Below are 18,659 nucleotides of genomic sequence, written 5' to 3'. Positions count from 1 at the left end.
GGGGACGCTCCCCCGTGGGGCCCGTATCGGTCGTCTACCCGCCCGCCAGGTGTTCCAGCAGCGCCAGCGAGTGCGCGCTCGCGTCGGCGACGATCGCGCGGGCCGTCTCCGCCTCCCGCCGGGCCAGCGCGTCGACCAGTTCGGTGTGCCGGTCCCAGAGCCGGCCGCGCAGCTCCGGCAGGCGCAGCAGGTACTGCACCGCGCACACCCAGGACTGCACGCGCAGCCGGTGCAGGAAGTCCCCGAGGTAGGGGTTGCCGAACAGGGCGCTCAACTCGCGCCAGAAGCGCAGGTCGTAGCCGATGAGGACGGTCAGGTCGCCGGCCGTGGCCGCCCGCTGGGCCTCCTCGCCACGGCGTCGCACGGTGGCCAGGGCCGCGCCCGTGCGGGGGTCCTCCGGCGGGGTGCGGAAGGCGGGGTGGTCGGCGGTGAGCGCCCGGAACATGCCGTCGGTGACCAGGCCGCGGGCCTCGACCATGTGCCGGTAGTCGCCGACCGAGTACTCGGGCACCCGGAAGCCGCGGTGCTGGTCGGCCTCCAGGATGCCCTGCGCGGACAGGTCGACCAGCGCCTCGCGGACCGGTGTGGCGGAGACGCCGTACTGGTCGGCTATCTCCTTGACGGTGAACGCCCGGCCCGGGCGCAGCCGTCCCGCCAGCACCTCGTCACGGAGCGCGTCCGCGATCTGCTGGCGCAGGGTGCTGCGCGTCACGGGGCCGTTGCCGGGCATGCTCCGTGCCTCTCCTCACACGTCCGGATGCGGTGCTCGTACGGACCCGCGAACGCCGCGGGTCCCTCTTCCTTACGAGCACGTCACCTTACGCGTTCGAACAGGTGTCGCGGCAGTTGTGGTCACACGGTGTGTTCGTCGGCGACGGTCAGCGCGGCGTCGAGCGCGGCCAGCCCCTCCTTCAGCTCGGCCTCGGTCGCGTTGCACGGCGGGGCGATGTGGGTGCGGTTCATGTTCACGAACGGCCACAGGCCGTGCCGCTTGGCGGCGGCGGTGAAGGCGGCCATGGGGGCGTTCGCCTCGCCGGACGCGTTGTACGGCACCAGCGGCTCGCGGGTCTCCCGGTCGCGCACCAGCTCCAGCGCCCAGAACATGCCCACGCCGCGCACCTCGCCGACGCTCGGGTGGCGGGCGGCCAGCTCGGCGAGGCCGGGGCCGACGACGCTCTCGCCGAGCCGCTTGGCGTTCTCCACGATGCCCTCCTCCGCCATCACGTTGATCGTGGCGACGGCGGCGGCGCAGGCCAGCGGGTGGCCGGAGTAGGTGAGGCCGCCGGGGTAGGGGCGCGTGCCGAAGGTCTCGGCGATCTTCCGCGAGATGGCGACACCGCCGAGGGGCACGTAACCGGAGTTCACCCCCTTGGCGAAGGTCATCAGGTCGGGGACGACACCGAACAGGTCGGCCGCGAACCACTCGCCGGTCCGGCCGAAGCCGGCCATGACCTCGTCCAGGATGAAGACGATCCCGTACTTGTCGCACAGCTCGCGCACGCCGGCCAGGTAGCCGGGCGGCGGCATCATGATCCCGGCGGTGCCCGGGATGCTCTCCAGGATGATCGCGGCGATGGTCGCCGGGCCCTCGAAGGCGATCGTCGTCTCCAGGTGCTCCAGCGCCCGGGCGCACTCCTGCTCCTCGGTCTCGGAGTAGAAGCGGGAGCGGTAGAGGAACGGCGCCCAGAACCGGGCGACCCCGTTCGAGCCGCTGTCGTTCGCCCAGCGGCGCGGGTCACCGGTGATGTTCACCGCCTGCTGGGTGCCGCCGTGGTACGAGCGGTACGCCGAGAGGACCTTCGGGCGGCCGGTGTGCAGCCGGGCCATGCGCACCGCGTGCTCCACGGCGTCCGCGCCGCCGTTGGTGAAGAAGATCTTGTCCAGGTCGCCGGGGGTCCGCTCGGCGATCAGCCGGGCCGCCTCCGAGCGGGCCTCGACGGCGAACGCGGGCGCGAAGGTGGTCAGCTTCGCGGCCTGCTCCTGGATCGCCGCGACGACCTTGGGGTGCTGGTAGCCGATGTTGGTGAAGACGAGCCCGCTGGTGAAGTCCAGGTAGCGCGTGCCGTCGTAGTCCCAGAAGTACGACCCCTCGGCGCCGGCGACGGCGAGCGGGTCGATGAGGTCCTGCGCGGACCAGGAGTGGAAGACGTGCGCGCGGTCGGCGGCCTTCACTGCGGCGCCGGCTTCGGGGCTGGGCTGAGGGGTCATGCCGGTGAGGGTAAATGTCCGCGATGCGGAAGGCATATCGGCGTCTTGTTCCGTGGACGGGGGGAATCCGCGACAGGTTGTCGACGGGCGGGGACATAGGGGGTGGGTGGCGCGTTTGCGGCGGTGCCCGCAGTGGCCGGTTCCCGGTGCCCGTCGGGCCCTGTTACGGAACCGTGGAATCCGTACCGGACCCGGTGCCGTACCGGCGCACTATTGTCGGGCGGTGCAGACCTATGGGGGGAAGGCGGCGCGGGGATGGAGAAGCTGGGGCCGGGGGATCCGCCGGCGATCGGGGCGTACCGGCTGCTGGCACGGCTCGGCGCGGGCGGCATGGGGCAGGTGTACCTGGCCCGGTCGGAGCGGGGCCGGACCGTCGCCGTGAAGCTGGTCCGCGCGGAACTGGCCGAGCGGGAGGAGTTCCGGGCGCGGTTCCGGCAGGAGGTGCACGCCGCGCGCCGGGTCGGCGGGTACTGGACCGCGCCGGTGCTGGACGCGGACACCGAGGCCGCCGTGCCCTGGGTGGCGACCGGGTACGTGGCCGGGCCGAGCCTGCAACAGGTCGTCGGGCACGACCACGGGGCGCTGCCCGAGCGGTCGGTACGGATCCTGGCGGCGGGTCTCGCGCAGGCGCTGGCGGACATCCACGCGGCCGGGCTCGTGCACCGCGACCTCAAGCCGTCCAACGTGCTGGTCACCATCGACGGGCCGCGCGTGATCGACTTCGGGATCGCGCGGGCGCTGGAGACGGCGGCGCCGGGCGAGGAGGGGCTGACCCGCACCGGGGCGCTGGTCGGCTCGCCCGGGTTCATGGCGCCCGAGCAGGTGCGCGGGGACCGGATCACGCCCGCGTGCGACGTGTTCTGCCTCGGCTCGGTGCTCGCCTACGCGGCCACCGGTTCGCTGCCCTTCGGGACCGCCGACAGCGGGGTCCACGCGCTGATGTTCCGCATCGCCCAGGAGGAGCCGGACCTGACCGGGGTGCCCGAGGGGATCGCCGACCTCGTACGGGACTGCCTGCGCAAGGACCCGGCGGGCCGGCCCTCGCCGGCGGAGATCCTGGAGCGCACCGGGATGGAGGACACGGTGACCGGGGGCCGCTCCCGCGATCCCTGGCTGCCCGGTGCCCTGGTGGCCCAGCTCGGCCGGCACGCCGTACGGCTGCTGGAGGCGGAGCATCCGGAGGACGGCGGGGGAGCACCGACGGCGGGGACGGCCGCGCACGCGAACGGAACCGCAGCCGGGACGCCGGCGGGCGCCGACGCGCTCGGGGGGCCGGGTACGTCCCACGGGTCCGCGGTGCCGCAGGGGTCCGGTGCGTCGCACGGGTCCTCCGGTGCCTCGCAGCAGTCCGGGACGCACGGGTCCTATGGGTCCCACGGCACCGGTGTCCCACGTGGGTCCGGCGCGTCCCACGGGGCCGGAGTGTCCTTCATGGCGGCCAACGGGTCCCCCGAGCACGCCCCTGTCTCCGACGGCGGAGCCCCCGCGCCCGTCGACCACCTGCCCGGCGCCCTGCCCCCCCACGTTCCGCCGCCGCCCACCGCACCCCCGGCACCGCACGGCTTCGGCCCGGCGTACGGCACCCCGCCACCGGAGTCGTACCAGCAGCCGCAGCCACACCCCACCGGCTACGGCTATCCGCAGCAGGCCGGCACCGGTACCGGCGGCTGGGGCGGGGTGCGGCAGCCGTACGGCCCGTATGCCGGCGGGCCCGGGTCCACACCGCCGTACGGTCCCTCGGACCCCGGCGCGGCGGAGGAGCCGGAGCGGCGCAGCGGCCGGTCCACCGCGCTGCTCGTCGTCATCGCGCTGGTCGTGGCGGTCGGCGCGGGCGGCTCGGTGTACGCGCTGATGAAGAACGGCGGCACCGACGAGAAGGCCGGCGGCACGACCGGTACGGCCCCCGCCCACCGTTCCGCGCCCCCGGACGGCTCGGCGGCGCCCCCCACCTCCGCCGCGCCCGCCCCGACCGCCTCCAAGACATCGGCCGCCGGGGCGATACCCGACGCCTACCTGGGCACCTGGCGTGCCGCCATCAGCAGCGAGAGCGGCACGGGCACCCGCGAACTGACCATCCGGCAGGGCGAGGTGGGGGACACCGTGCTGACCCTGGTCGCGGACGGGCCGACCGAGGGCGGCGGGTCGTACCACTGTGTCTTCGAGGCCGAGCTGACCGGAGCATCCGGCGGGGACGGGCCGCTGGAGATCGGGCCGTCCACCGTCACCACCGGGGAACCGGCCTCCTCCTGCACCCCGGGCGAGGCCACCGAGGTCACCCTGCTGCCGGACGGCAGGCTCGAGCGGACCAAGGCGAGCGGCGGGGAGAGCCTGACGTACAGCAAGGAGTGACCGTCAGCGGGGTTCCGGGGGGCGCTGCCTCGGCATGTTCGGGCGGCTTCCGTTCGCCGGGGGCAGCGGGAAACGCGCCCCGCCCGCGGCGCCCGCCTCCTGCCGGGGCACCGTGGCCGACGCCGTCTGGATGCCCAGGGGAGCCGGGCCCGTGCGGAACTGCACCATCCAGTCGGTGGTCTCCGTGCGCACCAGCTCCGCGATGTCCTCGCAGAAGCGCCGCAGCACCGTCAGGCACCGTTCGGCCGCCTCGCTCGCCGTGCCCTCCGCCGGGCCCAGCACCTCCCGCACGCTCTCCGACGCCCAGTCGAACTGGAGGACCTGGAGCCGCCGCTGGACCGCCTGGGCCGTGGCCACGTCCCGCATCCAGCCGGACGTGCACCCGAAGAACCGGTCGACGCCGACGCCGGCGCCCGCGAGCAGCAGTGCCAGACAGCCCCAGGGCGCCACCCCGGCGGCCACCCCGGTGAGGTCCAGCAGCGGCAGCGCCGCCCCGGCCACCGCCCCGGCCGCCGCCGTGATCCGCAGCGCGCGCGCCCCGCGCCGCTTCCAGAGCCGGTCCCGCAGATACCAGTCGGCCGTCTCCATCCCCCGGCGCTCCACCCACCGGTACAGCTCGTCCAGCCGCTCGGCCGGTTCGCCCCAGTCCCCGAGCGGAAACGTCCGCCCGGTCAGATCGCCCGGCCGCAGCCCGGCCGCGCCCTCGCCCCGCCCGTCCTGAGGCGGACCCTCGGGCTGCATCTCCGGCTGACCCACCCGGCACTCCCTACTGATCACGACCGGTCGCGTTGCGTGACATTCCATGCCGACGCGCGGCCACCTTCCTACCGCCCAACGGATGACGGAGAGGGAGGTTTCCCCGTTTTTCCGCCCGGAAGAGGGCCTTGATCAGGTATAGGACAGCGGCCTTTCTCACCCGAAAGAGTGGCAGGGCAGGGACCGCGTGGACCACGTAGGCTCATTGACGACTGAGAAAAACGTCGGAGACGACGACGCGGAAGACGGCGAGGAGCTGATCGTGATCCCCGGTGGGCAGCCCAACATGCAGCAGTTGCTCCAGCAGGCCCAGAAGATGCAGCAGGACCTGGCGCGCGCGCAGGAGGAACTGGCGAACACCGAGGTCGACGGGCAGGCGGGCGGCGGCCTGGTGAAGGCCACCGTCACCGGCGCCGGCGAGCTGCGCGCGCTGAGGATCGATCCGAAGGCGGTGGACCCGGAGGACACCGAGACCCTCGCCGACCTGATCGTGGCGGCCGTCCAGGCGGCCAACCAGAACGCGCAGACGCTCCAGCAGCAGAAGCTCGGCCCGCTGGCCCAGGGGCTGGGCGGCGGCAGCGGCATCCCGGGCCTGCCGTTCTGACCCGCTTCCCGCCACCGCCTTCCGGGCGGAGGAGGAAGCCGACTACCGTACGTACCGAAAGGTCTCCAGGAAGGGCAGTCCGTTGTACGAAGGCGTGGTCCAGGACCTCATCGACGAACTGGGGCGGCTGCCCGGCGTCGGTCCCAAGAGCGCGCAGCGGATCGCCTTCCACATCCTCCAGGCGGAGCCGGCCGACGTGAAGCGGCTCGCGCACGCCCTGATGGAGGTCAAGGCGAAGGTCCGCTTCTGCGCGACCTGCGGCAACGTGGCGCAGGAGGAGCTGTGCGGCATCTGCCGCGACCCGCGCCGCGACCCCGCCGTCATCTGTGTGGTGGAGGAGCCCAAGGACGTCGTCGCGATCGAGCGCACCCGCGAGTTCCGGGGCCGCTACCACGTACTCGGCGGCGCGATCAGCCCCATCGAGGGCGTCGGACCCGACGACCTGCGTATACGGGAACTTCTCGCGCGGTTGGCCGATGGGACGGTCACGGAGCTGATCCTGGCGACGGACCCGAATCTGGAAGGCGAGGCGACGGCCACGTACCTCGCCCGCATGATCAAGCCCATGGGCCTGAAGGTCACCCGCCTGGCCAGCGGCCTCCCGGTGGGTGGCGACCTGGAGTACGCGGACGAGGTGACCCTCGGCCGCGCCTTCGAGGGGAGACGATTGCTGGATGTCTGACGCCACGCTGCATGCCACGACGCAGAACCCGGACGACTTCGCGGTGCAGATCGCGGACCAGGTGGAGAGCTTCCTGGTGGCCGTCACGGAGGTGGCCAGGGGCGACGAGCCGGGCTCGGCGGTCCCCTTCCTCCTCCTGGAGGTCTCCCAGCTGCTGCTCGCCGGCGGCCGGCTGGGCGCCCACGAGGACTTCGTCCCCGACGAGCGCTACGAGCCCGACCCGGGCCCCGAGCCGGACGTGGACGGGCTGCGCGAGAACTTCGCCCGGCTGCTGGACCCGGTCGACGTCTACTCGGAGGTCTTCGACCCGTACGAGCCCCGCAAGGCGCCCGTGCCGGCCCGGATCTCCGACGACCTCGCCGACATCATCACCGACCTCAGGCACGGCATGGCCCACTACCGCGCGGGCCGCGCCACCGAGGCGCTGTGGTGGTGGCAGTTCTCGTACTTCTCCAACTGGGGGGCGACGGCCTCGGCGGTGCTGCGCGCCCTGCAGTCCGTCCTCATCCACGTCCGGCTGAACCAGCCGCTGGAGGAGCTGGACGGCCTGGACACCGACCAGGCCGACATCGGCGACGAGACGCTGGAGTTCGAGGCCGGCCGGGTCATGGCCGAGGAGATCGGCGCGCCGCTGGGCATCCGCCCGGCGAAGTAGCGGTCCGGGCGGCCGGCTGTGAGCCGGGGCACTTTCGGAGTGGCGCGCGGCCCGCTGGGCAGGGTCGGACCTGGGCGGACGATGTCTCACCATGCGGGAGCAGGTGGGTGGAATTCGGACGCTCGATAGACTGAGCCGACATAAACGAACCGAGCGAGGAGCGCACGTGGGCCTTGTCGTGCAGAAGTACGGAGGCTCCTCCGTAGCCGATGCCGAGGGCATCAAGCGCGTCGCCAAGCGGATCGTGGAAGCGAAGAAGAACGGCAACCAGGTTGTCGTCGTCGTTTCCGCGATGGGCGACACGACGGACGAGCTGATCGATCTCGCCGAGCAGGTGTCTCCGATGCCTGCGGGGCGGGAGTTCGACATGCTGCTGACCGCCGGAGAGCGGATCTCCATGGCCCTGCTGGCGATGGCGATCAAAAACCTGGGCCACGAGGCCCAGTCGTTCACGGGCAGCCAGGCGGGCGTGATCACCGACTCGGTCCACAACAAAGCCCGGATCATCGACGTCACGCCGGGCCGGATCCGCACCGCGCTGGACGAGGGCAACATCGCGATCGTCGCCGGCTTCCAGGGCGTCAGCCAGGACAAGAAGGACATCACCACGCTGGGGCGCGGCGGGTCCGACACGACGGCCGTGGCGCTCGCCGCCGCGCTGGACGCCGAGGTCTGCGAGATCTACACCGACGTCGACGGCGTGTTCACCGCCGACCCGCGGGTGGTGAAGAAGGCCCGGAAGATCGACTGGATCTCCTTCGAGGACATGCTGGAGCTGGCCTCGTCCGGTTCCAAGGTGCTGCTCCACCGCTGTGTGGAGTACGCCCGCCGTTACAACATCCCGATCCATGTCCGGTCCTCGTTCAGCGGACTGCAGGGCACATGGGTCAGCAGTGAGCCGATTGGGGACAAGAAGGTGGAGCAGGCCATCATCTCCGGTGTCGCGCACGACACCTCCGAGGCCAAGATCACGGTCGTCGGTGTGCCGGACAAGCCGGGTGAGGCCGCCGCGATCTTCCGGACCATCGCCGATGCCGAGGTCAACATCGACATGGTCGTGCAGAACGTGTCCGCCGCCTCCACCGGGCTGACGGACATCTCCTTCACCCTGCCGAAGACCGAGGGCCGCAAGGCCATCGACGCGCTGGAGAAGAACCGTCCCGGCATCGGCTTCGACTCGCTGCGCTACGACGACCAGATCGGCAAGATCTCCCTGGTCGGCGCCGGTATGAAGACCAACCCGGGCGTCACCGCCGCGTTCTTCGAGGCGCTGAGCGACGCGGGCGTGAACATCGAGCTGATCTCGACCTCCGAGATCCGCATCTCGGTCGTCACGCGCGCCGACGACGTGCCCGAGGCCGTACGCGCCGTGCACACCGCCTTCGGGCTCGACTCCGACTCCGACGAGGCCGTCGTCTACGGAGGCACCGGCCGATGAGCCGGAGCACGGCCCGATGAGCCGGGGTCCGGCCCGATGACCGGCAGGCCGACGCTCGCGGTCGTGGGAGCGACCGGGGCCGTCGGCACGGTCATGCTCCGGATCCTGTCCGAGCGCGCGGACATCTGGGGCGAGATCCGGCTGATCGCCTCCGCGCGCTCGGCCGGCCGCAAGCTGACCGTGCGCGGGGCTCAGGTCGAGGTGACGGCCCTGTCGGAGGACGCCTTCGACGGGGTCGACATCGCGCTGTTCGGCGTGCCCGGGGAGGTCGCCGCCGCCTGGGCGCCGGTCGCCGCCGCGCGCGGCGCGGTCGTCGTCGACGGCACCGGTGCCTTCCGGGCCGAGGCGGACGTGCCGCTCGTGGTGCCCGAGGTCAATCCGCACGCGCTGCGCTCCCGCCCGCGCGGGATCGTCGCGAGCCCCGGCAGCGCCACCCTGACGATGATCGTCGCCCTGGGCGCGCTGCACGCCGAGTACGGCCTGCGCGAGCTGGTGGTGTCGTCGTACGAGGCGGCGAGCGGGGCCGGGCGGGCCGGGGTGGACACCCTGCGGGCCCAGCTGGCCCTGGTGGCCGGGACCGAGCTGGGCACACAGCCGGGGGACCTCAGGCGGGCCGTCGGGGACGCCACCGGGCCGTTCCCGGAGCCGGTCGCGCTGAACGTCGTGCCGTGGGCCGGGCCGCCGCGGGCGGACGGCTGGTCGGCGCGGGAGCTGGCGGTGCGCGAGGAGACCCGCAAGGTCCTCGGCCTGGCCGCGCTGCCGGTCGCCGTGACCTGCGTGCAGGTGCCGGTGGTCACCACGCACTCGCTGACCGTGCACGCCCGCTTCCAGCGCGAGGTCGCGGTCGACGGCGCCCGGGAGATCCTCGCGACCGCGCCCGGCGTGGTGCTGTGCGACGACCCGGCCGCCGGCGAGTTCCCCACCCCGGCCGACGTGGTGGGCACCGATCCGACCTGGGTCGGGCGGCTGCGCCGGGCCCTGGACGATCCGGCCGCGCTGGAGTTCTTCGTGTGCGGCGACAACCTGCGCAAGGGCGCCGCCCTGAACTGTGTGCAGATCGCGGAGCTGCTCGCCGGGCCGGCCGGCGGGGAACCGGCCGGGGCGGGCCTGCCCGGTATGACGGGCTTGTAGGAGCCGCGTAAGAAGTGTGGCCGGGAGCATGGTCCAATTCCCTTGAACCGTCCCTCTTGGCAGCAGAGGATTTCTCTCCCCGCCTTCCGCAACCGTACGGAGGGCGGGGAGCGTCTTTGCGGTCACCCTTGCGGGGCCTGGGGGCGTGATGATCCTGGCGTGGGGACGCCGTGATCGGGGCGTGGGGACGCCCGTTCAAATGGGACATAAGGGAAGAGCGGGACGCATGACGGCACTTGAGGCACGGCCGGTTGTCGCACATGTGACGCCCGGCACGTACAACCCCCGAGGGGGGAGACGTGTCCAACTGGCGTGGCAGAGGTACTCGAACTCAGTGTGGCCCCCGGCGGCGCGGCCCTGCGGCCGCGTCCGGCGCTCCGGCCCCGCACGTCCGGCGGCATGCCGGTGATCGCGCCCATGCCCGCAGCGCGGCCCGCCCGCATACCCAGTCAGCGTGACGGCGCCGAGGAGACTCCGGGCGCCGCGACGGCAGAGGCCGCCGGGACCACCGTCGACCACCTCACCGAGACCTACCGGGCGCACTACCGCTCCCTGCTGGGTCTCGCCGCGCTCCTCCTCGACGACACCGCCTCCTGCGAGGACGTCGTCCAGGAGGCGTTCATCCGCGTCCACTCGGCCCGCAGACGCGTCCGCGACCCCGAGAAGACCCTCGCCTATCTGCGGCAGACGGTCGTCAACCTCTCCCGGTCCACGCTGCGCCGCCGCATCCTCGGCCTGAAGCTGCTCTCCAAGCCGATGCCCGACATGGCGAGCGCGGAGGAGGGCGCCTACGACCAGCTGGAGCGCCGGGACCTCATCAAGGCGATGAAGGGCCTCCAGCGCCGCCAGCGCGAGGTGCTCGTGCTGCGGTACTTCGCGGACATGACAGAGGCCCAGGTCGCCGAGACGCTCGGCATATCCCTCGGCTCGGTGAAGGCGTACGGCTCGCGGGGCATCGCCGCGCTGCGGGTGGCCATGAGGACACCGGCATGAGCGGCCGCGCCGAAGGGGGCGACCCCCATGAACGTCACGAGCCCTACGCCTGGCACGAGCCGACACACCGCGACGGGCAACCGCACACGCCAACGCACGCTGGGAACGGAACTGTGAACCACGGCCCCGACGGCACGGGCCCCGAGCGGCCCGGCCCGGTCACCGACGCACCGGACGGCCTCGACGGACCCGACGCGGACGAGCCGGACCTGCGCCGCCTGCTGCACTCGGCGGTGGAGGACATCGAGCCGCGCGGGAACACCCTGGAGCACCTGCGCCGGGCGATCCCCGCCCGCCGCGCCCGCAAGCGCCAGGCGGCGGTCGGCATGGCGGCGGCGGCCCTGTTCATCGGCACCGCGATCCCCGCCCTGGTGCACGTCTCGAACTCCGGCGGCTCCGACCCCAACACCGCCATGGCCGGCCAGACCTCCCAGGCCCAGGGCGGCACCGGCCAGGGCAAGGACAAGGGCACCGTCGGCAAGGACGGCGAGAAGGACACCGGGAGCGCGAAGGCCGAGCCCGGCAAGGAGCCGGACAAGGGTGCCGGGAAGGACCCGAAGGACGGCCACCACGCAGGCTCCCCCGGTGGCACCGGGCCCTCGGCCAGCGCGGCCGCCGGCATCCCGGCGTGCTCGCCGGGCCGGCTGGGCTCCGCGAGCGGCACCGTGAACGCCCCCGACTCCGCGGGCGTGGTCTCCGGCACCTTCCGCGTCGTCAACGTCTCCGGCACGGCCTGTACGGTGTCCGGCCCGGGCAGCGTCACCACCGCGGCCCAGGGCGCGGCGGACCCGGCCAAGGTCGTCGCCGTACGGCACACCGCGGGGGATCAGGCGGCCACGGCCCTGCCCGACCCCTCCCTGGAGGTCGCCTCGCTGGTCCTCCAGCCCGGAGCGGCCTACGAGGAGAGGTTCGCCTTCGTCCCCTCCGAGACCTGCCCCGTCACCGGCGGCGAGGGCACCGACGGCGGCTCCGGCACGGGCGGTCCCTCACCGGACCCGTCGCCCACCCAGGAGGCGGGCGCCACCGGCAGCCCGACCGACACCGGAACCGGGTCGCCCGGCGTCACGGCGCAGCTGGTCACCGAGGGCGGCACGGCCGACGGCAGCGTCGCGGTCACCCACACGGCGCAGGACGGCGCACCGTCGGCGATCGCGGTGGTACCGGGGGCGTGCGCGGGGACGGTGTACTACACGGGGCTGCTGGCGGGTCAGTAGGGCTGGCGGCAGGTGCCGGTTCCAGTCAGCCGCTCGGGACCGGCGCCCGCTCCGCGTCCTCCGGGACCAGGCCCAGCGCCGCGTCCCGCTGGAACTCCAGCTCCCGCCGCAGCAGCCGGAACCACATGAACACCACGAACCCGGCGAACACGAACCACTCGCCGGTGTAGCCGAGGTTCTGGAACGCCTTCAGGTCCAGCCCCGTACCGCTCGGCGCGCTCGCGGGCACGGCCTTCATCCCGGCGTCGGCCTTGTCCAGCGTCACCCACGCGTCGTACAGCCGGTACGGCACCAGGTTGACCAGCGACGCCGAGCTGATCGCCGCCGTCTGCCCGGCCGGCAGCCCGCCCTGCGCGGCGACCCCGTTGTCCCCCGGGGTCTCGGACGCCTGGAGCGCGCCGGTGACGGTGACCTCGCCGGCGGGCGGGGCGGGGGCCTTCGCGGGGTCCGCCGTGCCCGGCAGCCAGCCCCGGACCACGGGCAGTGCCTTGCCGGAGTCGGTGCGCAGCAGGGTGAGGACGTAGAAGCCGCGCTTGCCGTCCAGCTCCCGGCCGGGCACCAGCAACTGCTTGCCGTAGTGCCCGCCGGCCGTGACCCGCCGGCCCGAGGTGCTCTTGTCGACAGGGAGCATGGCGTCCAGCGGGCGCGCGGCCTCGGTCCGGTCGGACGTGGCCTGCTCGGTCGCGGCGCGGTGGTCCTGCACCCGCCCCTCGAACCGGCTCAGCTGCCACGACCCCATGAAGACGCAGAACGGGATGGCGAGCAGCACGAAGACGTTGATGCCCCACCAGCGGGGTGTCAGCAGAAACCGGTACACGCCCTCCACGGTACGGCGCCCGACCCGGTGCCCCGGCCCCGGGTCAGCTCTTGCTCGCCTTCAGGGAGTAGATCAGCGGGACGCGCGGATGGCCCGCGGGGAAGCGGTGGTAGCCGTCGCGGACCTCGAAGTTCGCGAAGCGCGGGAAGAGCGAGACGTCGTGCTCGTGCAGGAACTCCACGCGCAGCCCGGTGGCGGCGAGCGCGGAGACGACGTCCCCGAGGGTGTGCTGCCACTCCACGCTGCGGTTGTGGACGGTGGCGGCGTCCTGGTCGGCGTAGGTGCCCGGTTCGTTCCACACCTGCGCGTCGCGGGTGAAGTAGTCCCGCACGATCCGGGTGCCGGTCTCGTCGTCCAGGGACTCGGTGAGCGGGTGGAACTCGGCGAGGTACAGGAAGCCGCCGGGCGCGACGAGTGAGGCCGCCGTCTCCGCCCAGCGCCGGATGTCCGGCAGCCAGCACAGGGCACCGAGCCCGGTGTAGACGATGTCGTACGACGGCTCGGGCACGGCGCCGGGCGCGTCGTACACGTCGCCGGCGACGAAGGCCGCCCGCTCGGGACCGTAGCCGAGGTCGGCCGCGAGGGCGCGGGCCGCCTCCACCGCGGGCACGGAGAAGTCCAGGCCGACGACGCGGGCGGCGCCCCGGTGGGCCCAGGAGAGGGTGTCGGTGCCGATGTGGCACTGGAGGTGCAGGAGTGTCCTGCCGGTGACGTCGCCGACCTCCGCCGTCTCGAAGTCGCGCAGGTCGTCGCGGCGGGTGCGGAAACCGGCGAGGTCGTAGAAGGGACTGGCGACGTGGAGGGGCACGCGCTCGTCCCACATGGCGCGGTTGTCCTCGCGCCAGCCTTCCGGGATACGGCCTTCGGGGATGTGGCCTTCGGGGATGTGGCCTTCGGGGTCGGACGGGGTGGGACCTTCGGTGCCGGATCCGTCGGATATGGGCGAGGAGGCGGCGGAAATGCTCATGCGCGGAAGTTATCCACAGGCTGCGCACACCCGCCACCCAATTGTTGGCGCGGCCAGGCAGTATGGGCGCATGACTGGGGCCATGAGTGAGAGCAGGACGCCGGACACACCGGACATGCCGGACTGGGAGCGGCGTTTCAGGGCGCCGCGGGTCTCGCTGCCCGACTGGGCGGAGGACGCGCCGGACCGCGCCCTGTTCGTGTCGAACGCGACGGGGACGTACGAGCTGTACGCGTGGGACCGCGCGACGGGCGAGCGGCGGCAGGTGACGGACCGGCCGAACGGCACGACGGACGGCGTGCTCTCCCCGGACGGCGCGTGGATCTGGTGGTTCGACGACAAGGACGGCGACGAGTTCGGCATCTGGCGCCGCCAGCCCTTCACGGGCGGCCCGGACGAGCCGGCCGTGCCCGGCCTGGCCCCGTCCTACCCGGCCGGTCTGGCCCTGTCCCGCGACGGCCGCACGGCGGTCGTGGGCCGCTCCACGGACGACGACGGCACGACGATCCACCTGGCGCGCGAGGGCGCGGAGACGGTGGAGATCTACCGGCACCGCGAGTCCGCGGGCGTCGGCGACCTCTCGTACGACGGCTCGCTGATCGCGATCGAGCACACCGAGCACGGCGACGCCATGCACGCCGCCCTGCGGGTGCTGCGCCCGGACGGCACGACGGTCGCCGAGCTGGACGACACCAAGGGCGGTGTCGAGGAGCTGGGCCTGGAGGTGCTGGGCTTCGCGCCGGTCGACGGCGACACCCGGCTGCTCATCGGCCATCAGCGCCGGGGCCGTTGGGAACCGATGGTGTGGGACGTGGCGACGGGCGAGGAGACGGACCTGGCGCTGGACCTGCCGGGCGATCTCGGCGCCGAGTGGTACCCGGACGGCTCGGCCCTGCTCGTCGTGCACGGCTTCGAGGCCCGCAGCGAGCTGTTCCGGTACGACCTGACGGCCCGCGAGCTGACCCGCATCCCGACCCCGCCCGGCACGGTCTCCGGCGCGACGGCCCGCCCCGACGGCAGCGTGGAGTACCTGTGGTCGTCGGCCGCCGAGCCCCCGGCGGTGCGGTCCACGGCCGGCGGTGTGGTGCTGGACTCCCCGGGCATGGCGTGCCCGCCGTCGGTGCCGGTGGAGGACGTGTGGGTGGAAGGGCCCGGCGGCCGCATCCACGCCCTCGTCCAGAAGCCGGCGGGCGCCACGGGCCCCCTCCCCACCGTCTTCGACCTGCACGGCGGCCCGACCTGGCACGACAGCGACTCCTTCGCGGCGGGCCCGGCGGCCTGGGTCGACCACGGCTACGCGGTGGTCCGCGTCAACTACCGCGGCTCCACGGGCTACGGCCGCGCCTGGACCGACGCGCTCAAGCACCGGGTGGGCCTGATCGAGCTGGAGGACGTGGCCGCGGTCCGGGAGTGGGCGGTCTCCTCGGGTCTCGCCGACCCCGCGCGCCTGATCCTCACCGGCGCGTCCTGGGGCGGCTACCTCACCCTGCTCGGCATCGGCACCCAGCCGGACGCCTGGGCGCTGGGCATCGCGGTGGTGCCGGTCGCGGACTACGTCACGGCGTACCACGACGAGATGGAGTCCCTGAAGGCCATGGACCGCACGCTGCTGGGCGGCACCCCCGAGGAGGTCCCGGACCGCTTCGCCGCGTCCTCCCCGCTCACCTACGTCGACCAGGTCAAGGCCCCGGTCCACATCTCGGCGGGCGTCAACGACCCCCGCTGCCCGATCCGCCAGATCGACAACTACGTCAAGAGACTCGAAGCCCGCGGCGCGACCCACGAGGTCTACCGCTACGACGCGGGCCACGGCTCCCTGGTGGTCGACGAACGCATCAAGCAGGTGAGACTGGAACTGGACTTCGCGGCCCGGCACTTGCCGGCCTGACGGGCCGAGGCCGGCCTACCGGGCCGGGTTTGCCGGCACGGGCGTGGAGGAACGTCACGCCGACGCCCGCCGGATGTCACTCACGTCCGGCGGGAGACCGCTGGGTGCTTTCGTACGCGGAAGCGGAGCATCGTGACGGCGCCCGACCGGGTGGTGCCGAAGGGTTCCAGGTCGATCCTGCCGAGGGTCGGGGGCGAGAAGCGGACGCCGTCGCCGAGCAGCACCGGCAGGACATACACCAGGATCTCGTCGACGAGCCCGCGCCGCAGGCACTGGGCGGCCACGTCGGCACCGAGGATCTCCAGGTTCTTGCCGCCCGCGGCGCCGCGTGCCGTGGCAACGGCTTCCTCAATGTCACAGGTGAGGAACGTGACGGTGGGGTCCGGCTCCTCGGGAGGCTCATGGGTGAGGACGAACTGTGCTCCCCCGTCGTAGACGGTGTCCTGGTCGGCCATACGCTTGGCCACCTCGTACGTACCCCGGCCGACGAGCATGGCGCCCGTGGCCGCCATGACCTCCGGGAACGCGTCCGCGGTCAGGTACTCGAAGATCCAGTCCATCGCGTGGCCAGGACCGGCGATGAACCCGTCCAGCGACATCGCCCTGTTCACGACCACTTTGCCGGTACCGGTGCCCACATCACTCATGCGCCTTGTCCAAGAATCCTGGAGGCCGGGGGCCGAATCATAGTCCGGCCGACGGGAAGGCGACGGCAGATCCCGCCCTGATCACCACGACCAGCCGCGAGAAGCCCGCCGAGTCACCCTGGGGTGAAGGCGGGCGAGTTCGACTCTTGACGGTGTTCCCCGTCGACTGGAGGCCACCAGCACTGGTCTTGGCGTTTTGGACACATCAGAGCAGAACAAGGTGGCACCGGGGTTCGTCCCCGGACGAACCCCGGACTGCTGACTCGCTGTGCGTCTCGCGCATCTTCGGCAGGACGCCGGTCTCACCGAGAGGGAACTGTCCGCCTGGTGTGGCTGGCACCCCGCGAAGACCACCCGTATCGAGAAGGCGGAAGTACAGCCGACCGACGCGGACATCCGAGCCTGGTGCACGGCTTGTGGTGCTGCCGACCAAGCGGACGATCTGATCGCCACGGCAGTCAGCGGAGTTCCGCCAAGCCCCTCCGGGTCGCCGCCACGACCACGCGGTCGCCCTTCTGCAGTACGTGATCGGAGGAGGTGTCCGGGTGGCCCAGGCGGGCCAGGGCGCGCCAGGAGCCGGTGTGGAAGGCCTCGCGCAGGGTGCGGCCCTCCAGTTGAGGGTGGCCGTCGACGTCGACCGCGGCGAAGAGCAGTACCCGCCGTTCCACCGCGATCGCGCCCAGGACCTGCCGGCCGAGCATCGCCCCGGCGAACGCGGGCGCGGCCAGATGGGTGACGCTGCGGCTGCGGGTCAGGGCGTTCGGGTGGGCGGCGCGCAGGGTGCGGTAGACGGCGGTGGCGAAGTCGTCGTCGTACAGCCGCAGCACCACGCGGAGGTCCGGGCGGACCGTGCGGGCGTAGAGCACGGCCTCCAGGTTGGTGGTGTCGGCGCTGGTCACCGCGAGCAGCGTGCGCGCCCGGTGGATCTGGGCCGCCTCCAGGACGCCCTCCTGGGTGACGTCCCCGAGGACCACCGGCACCCGCAGCCGGCGGGCGGTGGCCAGGCCGCGCGCGTCGGGGTCGGACTCGACGCACACCACGGGGACGTTCAGCTCACGCAGCCGGGTCAGTACCCGGGTGCCGATCTTGCCGAGGCCCAGCAGCACCACGTGACCGCTCAGCCCGCGGGGCGGCCGGCGCAGGGTGGAGGCGGTGCGGAAGGTGCCGAGCGCCTCCAGCGCGGCGGCCAGCAGCACCGGCAGCAGGAGCAGTCCGACGAGCGCGGACAGGAGTTGGAGGACCTGACGGCCGAGGGGCTCCTTGAACGCCGGGTCGTCGATGGCGAACAGGTCCAGGAGGGTGATGTAGCAGGCGCGCAGCGGATCGATGCCGGTGACCAGCCACAGGGTGACGGCCAGGGCGATCACGCAGCCGACCAGTCCGGCCAGCGACCAGCGCAGCCGCCGGGAGAAGAGCGAGGCGAGCGGCATGACGCCGGTCAGCCGGCGGGCGGGCGTGGCGGACTCCGCGTCCGTGGGGGAGGAGACGTGTTCCAGCACCACGGCCTGCCGGCCGGCGGCCCGCCGTACCTCCTCGTCGCCGGGGAGCAGGAGGGGTGGCTGATCGCCGCCGGACAGCAGGGCGAGGGTGGACAGCCCGGCCCCGTCCTCCCCGGACAGCGGGCGTTCCACGGCCCGCAGCAGCAGGCCCTCGGTCTGTACGACCCTGCTGGTGCCGGTGACGGCGGTGGCCGCGAGCACGGGCGCGGCGGTGTCGGCGTCCGACAGCACGGTCGTGGAGGCGTCGAGACCGGCGCCCGGGCCGGCCGTCTCGTCCCCGGCGGCCAACGCGGCCGCCTGGTCGAGGAGTTCCTCGATGTGCTGGCCCAGCCGCCGGTTGTAGAGCCTGAGGACCAGCCGCAGCCGGGGGTTGAGCCGGCGGGCGGTCAGCGCGGCGCGGATGTTGGTCTCGTCGTCGTCGTACACGAGGGCCAGCGCGGCGGCCCGCGCCACCCCGGCCTCCGCCAGCACCGCCTCGGTCGGCTCGGCGGCCGCCAACACCCCCTCGGCGTCCGTACGTTGGCCGGCCGCCGGGACGGTGGGCTGCCCGGTCGGGCCCGCCCGGCCGACCGTCCCCACCGCGGCGCTGACCATCCGGTCGAACAGCGCCGCCGACGCGGCCCGGGCCCGGCCGACCACCGGGGGCCGCGCGGTGCGCCGGTCCGGCGGTACGACGAGGGTGACCTGTTCGTCGTAGACCCCGCGCAACTCGGCGGCCAGCCGGTGCGCGAGCCCGTCGTCACCGCACACCACCATGTGCGCTTGCGGGACCCCCGGTCCCCCCTGATACGGAACGCTCGCCACGAGGGAA

General features: G+C 73.1%; 16 protein-coding genes and 1 pseudogene. 10 read left to right on the top strand and 7 right to left on the bottom strand.

Going from position 1 to position 18,659, the window contains the following annotated elements; all coding sequences use genetic code 11:
• Nucleotides 1-34: 34 nt before the first annotated feature.
• Together IE251_RS27655 and IE251_RS27650 are read right to left on the bottom strand one after the other, a co-directional pair.
• Entirely contained in the window at nt 35-730 is a 696-nt protein-coding gene (locus IE251_RS27655; protein ID WP_030790903.1) for a GntR family transcriptional regulator, read from the bottom strand.
• 122 nt (nt 731-852) lie between these two features.
• Entirely contained in the window at nt 853-2,208 is a 1,356-nt protein-coding gene (locus IE251_RS27650) for an aspartate aminotransferase family protein (protein WP_189755708.1), read from the bottom strand.
• Nucleotides 2,209-2,463: 255 nt separating this feature from the next.
• On the opposite strand from IE251_RS27650, the gene IE251_RS27645 reads away from it, so the two are divergent.
• Nucleotides 2,464-4,557, top strand: coding sequence for a serine/threonine-protein kinase (locus tag IE251_RS27645; RefSeq protein ID WP_189755707.1), 2,094 nt, complete (start codon nt 2,464-2,466; stop codon nt 4,555-4,557).
• Nucleotides 4,558-4,560: 3 nt separating this feature from the next.
• Here IE251_RS27645 and IE251_RS27640 read toward each other — a convergent pair whose 3' ends face one another.
• Nucleotides 4,561-5,313, bottom strand: a complete 753-nt coding sequence (locus IE251_RS27640; RefSeq protein WP_189755706.1) for an SLATT domain-containing protein — start codon at nt 5,311-5,313, stop codon at nt 4,561-4,563.
• Nucleotides 5,314-5,575: 262 nt separating this feature from the next.
• Between IE251_RS27640 and IE251_RS27635 the strand changes: the two genes are divergently transcribed.
• The 7 genes from IE251_RS27635 (at nt 5,576) to IE251_RS27605 (ending at nt 12,030) form a co-directional block, all read left to right on the top strand.
• Nucleotides 5,576-5,917: a YbaB/EbfC family nucleoid-associated protein gene (locus IE251_RS27635; protein ID WP_189755765.1), complete on the top strand. Its 342-nt coding sequence runs from the start codon at nt 5,576-5,578 to the stop codon at nt 5,915-5,917.
• Between the two features lie 82 nt (nt 5,918-5,999).
• A complete protein-coding gene (recR, locus tag IE251_RS27630) occupies nt 6,000-6,599 on the top strand; it encodes a recombination mediator RecR (protein ID WP_030790916.1) in 600 nt (199 codons plus the stop codon).
• Complete coding sequence (locus IE251_RS27625) at nt 6,592-7,254, top strand: DUF5063 domain-containing protein (RefSeq protein ID WP_030790918.1); 663 nt, start codon at nt 6,592-6,594, stop codon at nt 7,252-7,254. Before recR ends, IE251_RS27625 begins: the two co-directional genes overlap by 8 nt.
• A 166-nt stretch (nt 7,255-7,420) precedes the next feature.
• A complete protein-coding gene (locus IE251_RS27620) occupies nt 7,421-8,692 on the top strand; it encodes an aspartate kinase (RefSeq protein WP_189755705.1) in 1,272 nt (423 codons plus the stop codon).
• Between the two features lie 36 nt (nt 8,693-8,728).
• A complete protein-coding gene (locus IE251_RS27615) occupies nt 8,729-9,823 on the top strand; it encodes an aspartate-semialdehyde dehydrogenase (protein ID WP_189755704.1) in 1,095 nt (364 codons plus the stop codon).
• Nucleotides 9,824-10,135: 312 nt separating this feature from the next.
• Nucleotides 10,136-10,816: a SigE family RNA polymerase sigma factor gene (locus tag IE251_RS27610; protein ID WP_189755703.1), complete on the top strand. Its 681-nt coding sequence runs from the start codon at nt 10,136-10,138 to the stop codon at nt 10,814-10,816.
• 113 nt (nt 10,817-10,929) lie between these two features.
• Nucleotides 10,930-12,030, top strand: coding sequence for a hypothetical protein (locus tag IE251_RS27605; protein ID WP_307784871.1), 1,101 nt, complete (start codon nt 10,930-10,932; stop codon nt 12,028-12,030).
• A 25-nt stretch (nt 12,031-12,055) separates the two neighbouring features.
• On the opposite strand, the gene IE251_RS27600 is transcribed toward IE251_RS27605, so the two are convergent.
• Both IE251_RS27600 and IE251_RS27595 read right to left on the bottom strand, forming a co-directional pair.
• The gene (locus IE251_RS27600) at nt 12,056-12,847 is read right to left on the bottom strand and encodes an SURF1 family protein (RefSeq protein WP_189755701.1); all 792 of its coding nucleotides are present in this window, start codon (nt 12,845-12,847) and stop codon (nt 12,056-12,058) included.
• Between the two features lie 43 nt (nt 12,848-12,890).
• Nucleotides 12,891-13,670 (bottom strand): class I SAM-dependent methyltransferase, encoded by a 780-nt coding sequence (locus tag IE251_RS27595; protein ID WP_189755764.1) that lies wholly within the window; start codon nt 13,668-13,670, stop codon nt 12,891-12,893.
• 226 nt (nt 13,671-13,896) lie between these two features.
• On the opposite strand from IE251_RS27595, the gene IE251_RS27590 reads away from it, so the two are divergent.
• A complete protein-coding gene (locus IE251_RS27590) occupies nt 13,897-15,702 on the top strand; it encodes a S9 family peptidase (RefSeq protein ID WP_189755700.1) in 1,806 nt (601 codons plus the stop codon).
• A gap of 80 nt (nt 15,703-15,782) precedes the next feature.
• On the opposite strand, the gene IE251_RS27585 is transcribed toward IE251_RS27590, so the two are convergent.
• On the bottom strand, nt 15,783-16,349 hold the full coding sequence (locus tag IE251_RS27585) for a dihydrofolate reductase family protein (RefSeq protein ID WP_189755699.1): 567 nt from the start codon (nt 16,347-16,349) through the stop codon (nt 15,783-15,785).
• A 268-nt stretch (nt 16,350-16,617) separates the two neighbouring features.
• Between IE251_RS27585 and IE251_RS27580 the strand changes: the two are divergent.
• Nucleotides 16,618-16,806 (top strand): annotated as a pseudogene (locus IE251_RS27580) (helix-turn-helix domain-containing protein); the annotation flags it as partial.
• 1 nt (nt 16,807) lies between these two features.
• Here IE251_RS27580 and IE251_RS27575 read toward each other — a convergent pair.
• A complete protein-coding gene (locus IE251_RS27575; protein ID WP_189755763.1) occupies nt 16,808-18,604 on the bottom strand; it encodes a potassium channel family protein in 1,797 nt (598 codons plus the stop codon).
• Between the last annotated feature and the right edge of the window lie 55 nt (nt 18,605-18,659).

The sequence above is a fragment of the Streptomyces eurythermus genome (assembly GCF_014649115.1).
In the GTDB taxonomy this organism is placed as follows: Bacteria; Actinomycetota; Actinomycetes; order Streptomycetales; family Streptomycetaceae; genus Streptomyces; species Streptomyces eurythermus.
This window is presented reverse-complemented; position numbering and strand designations above follow the sequence as displayed.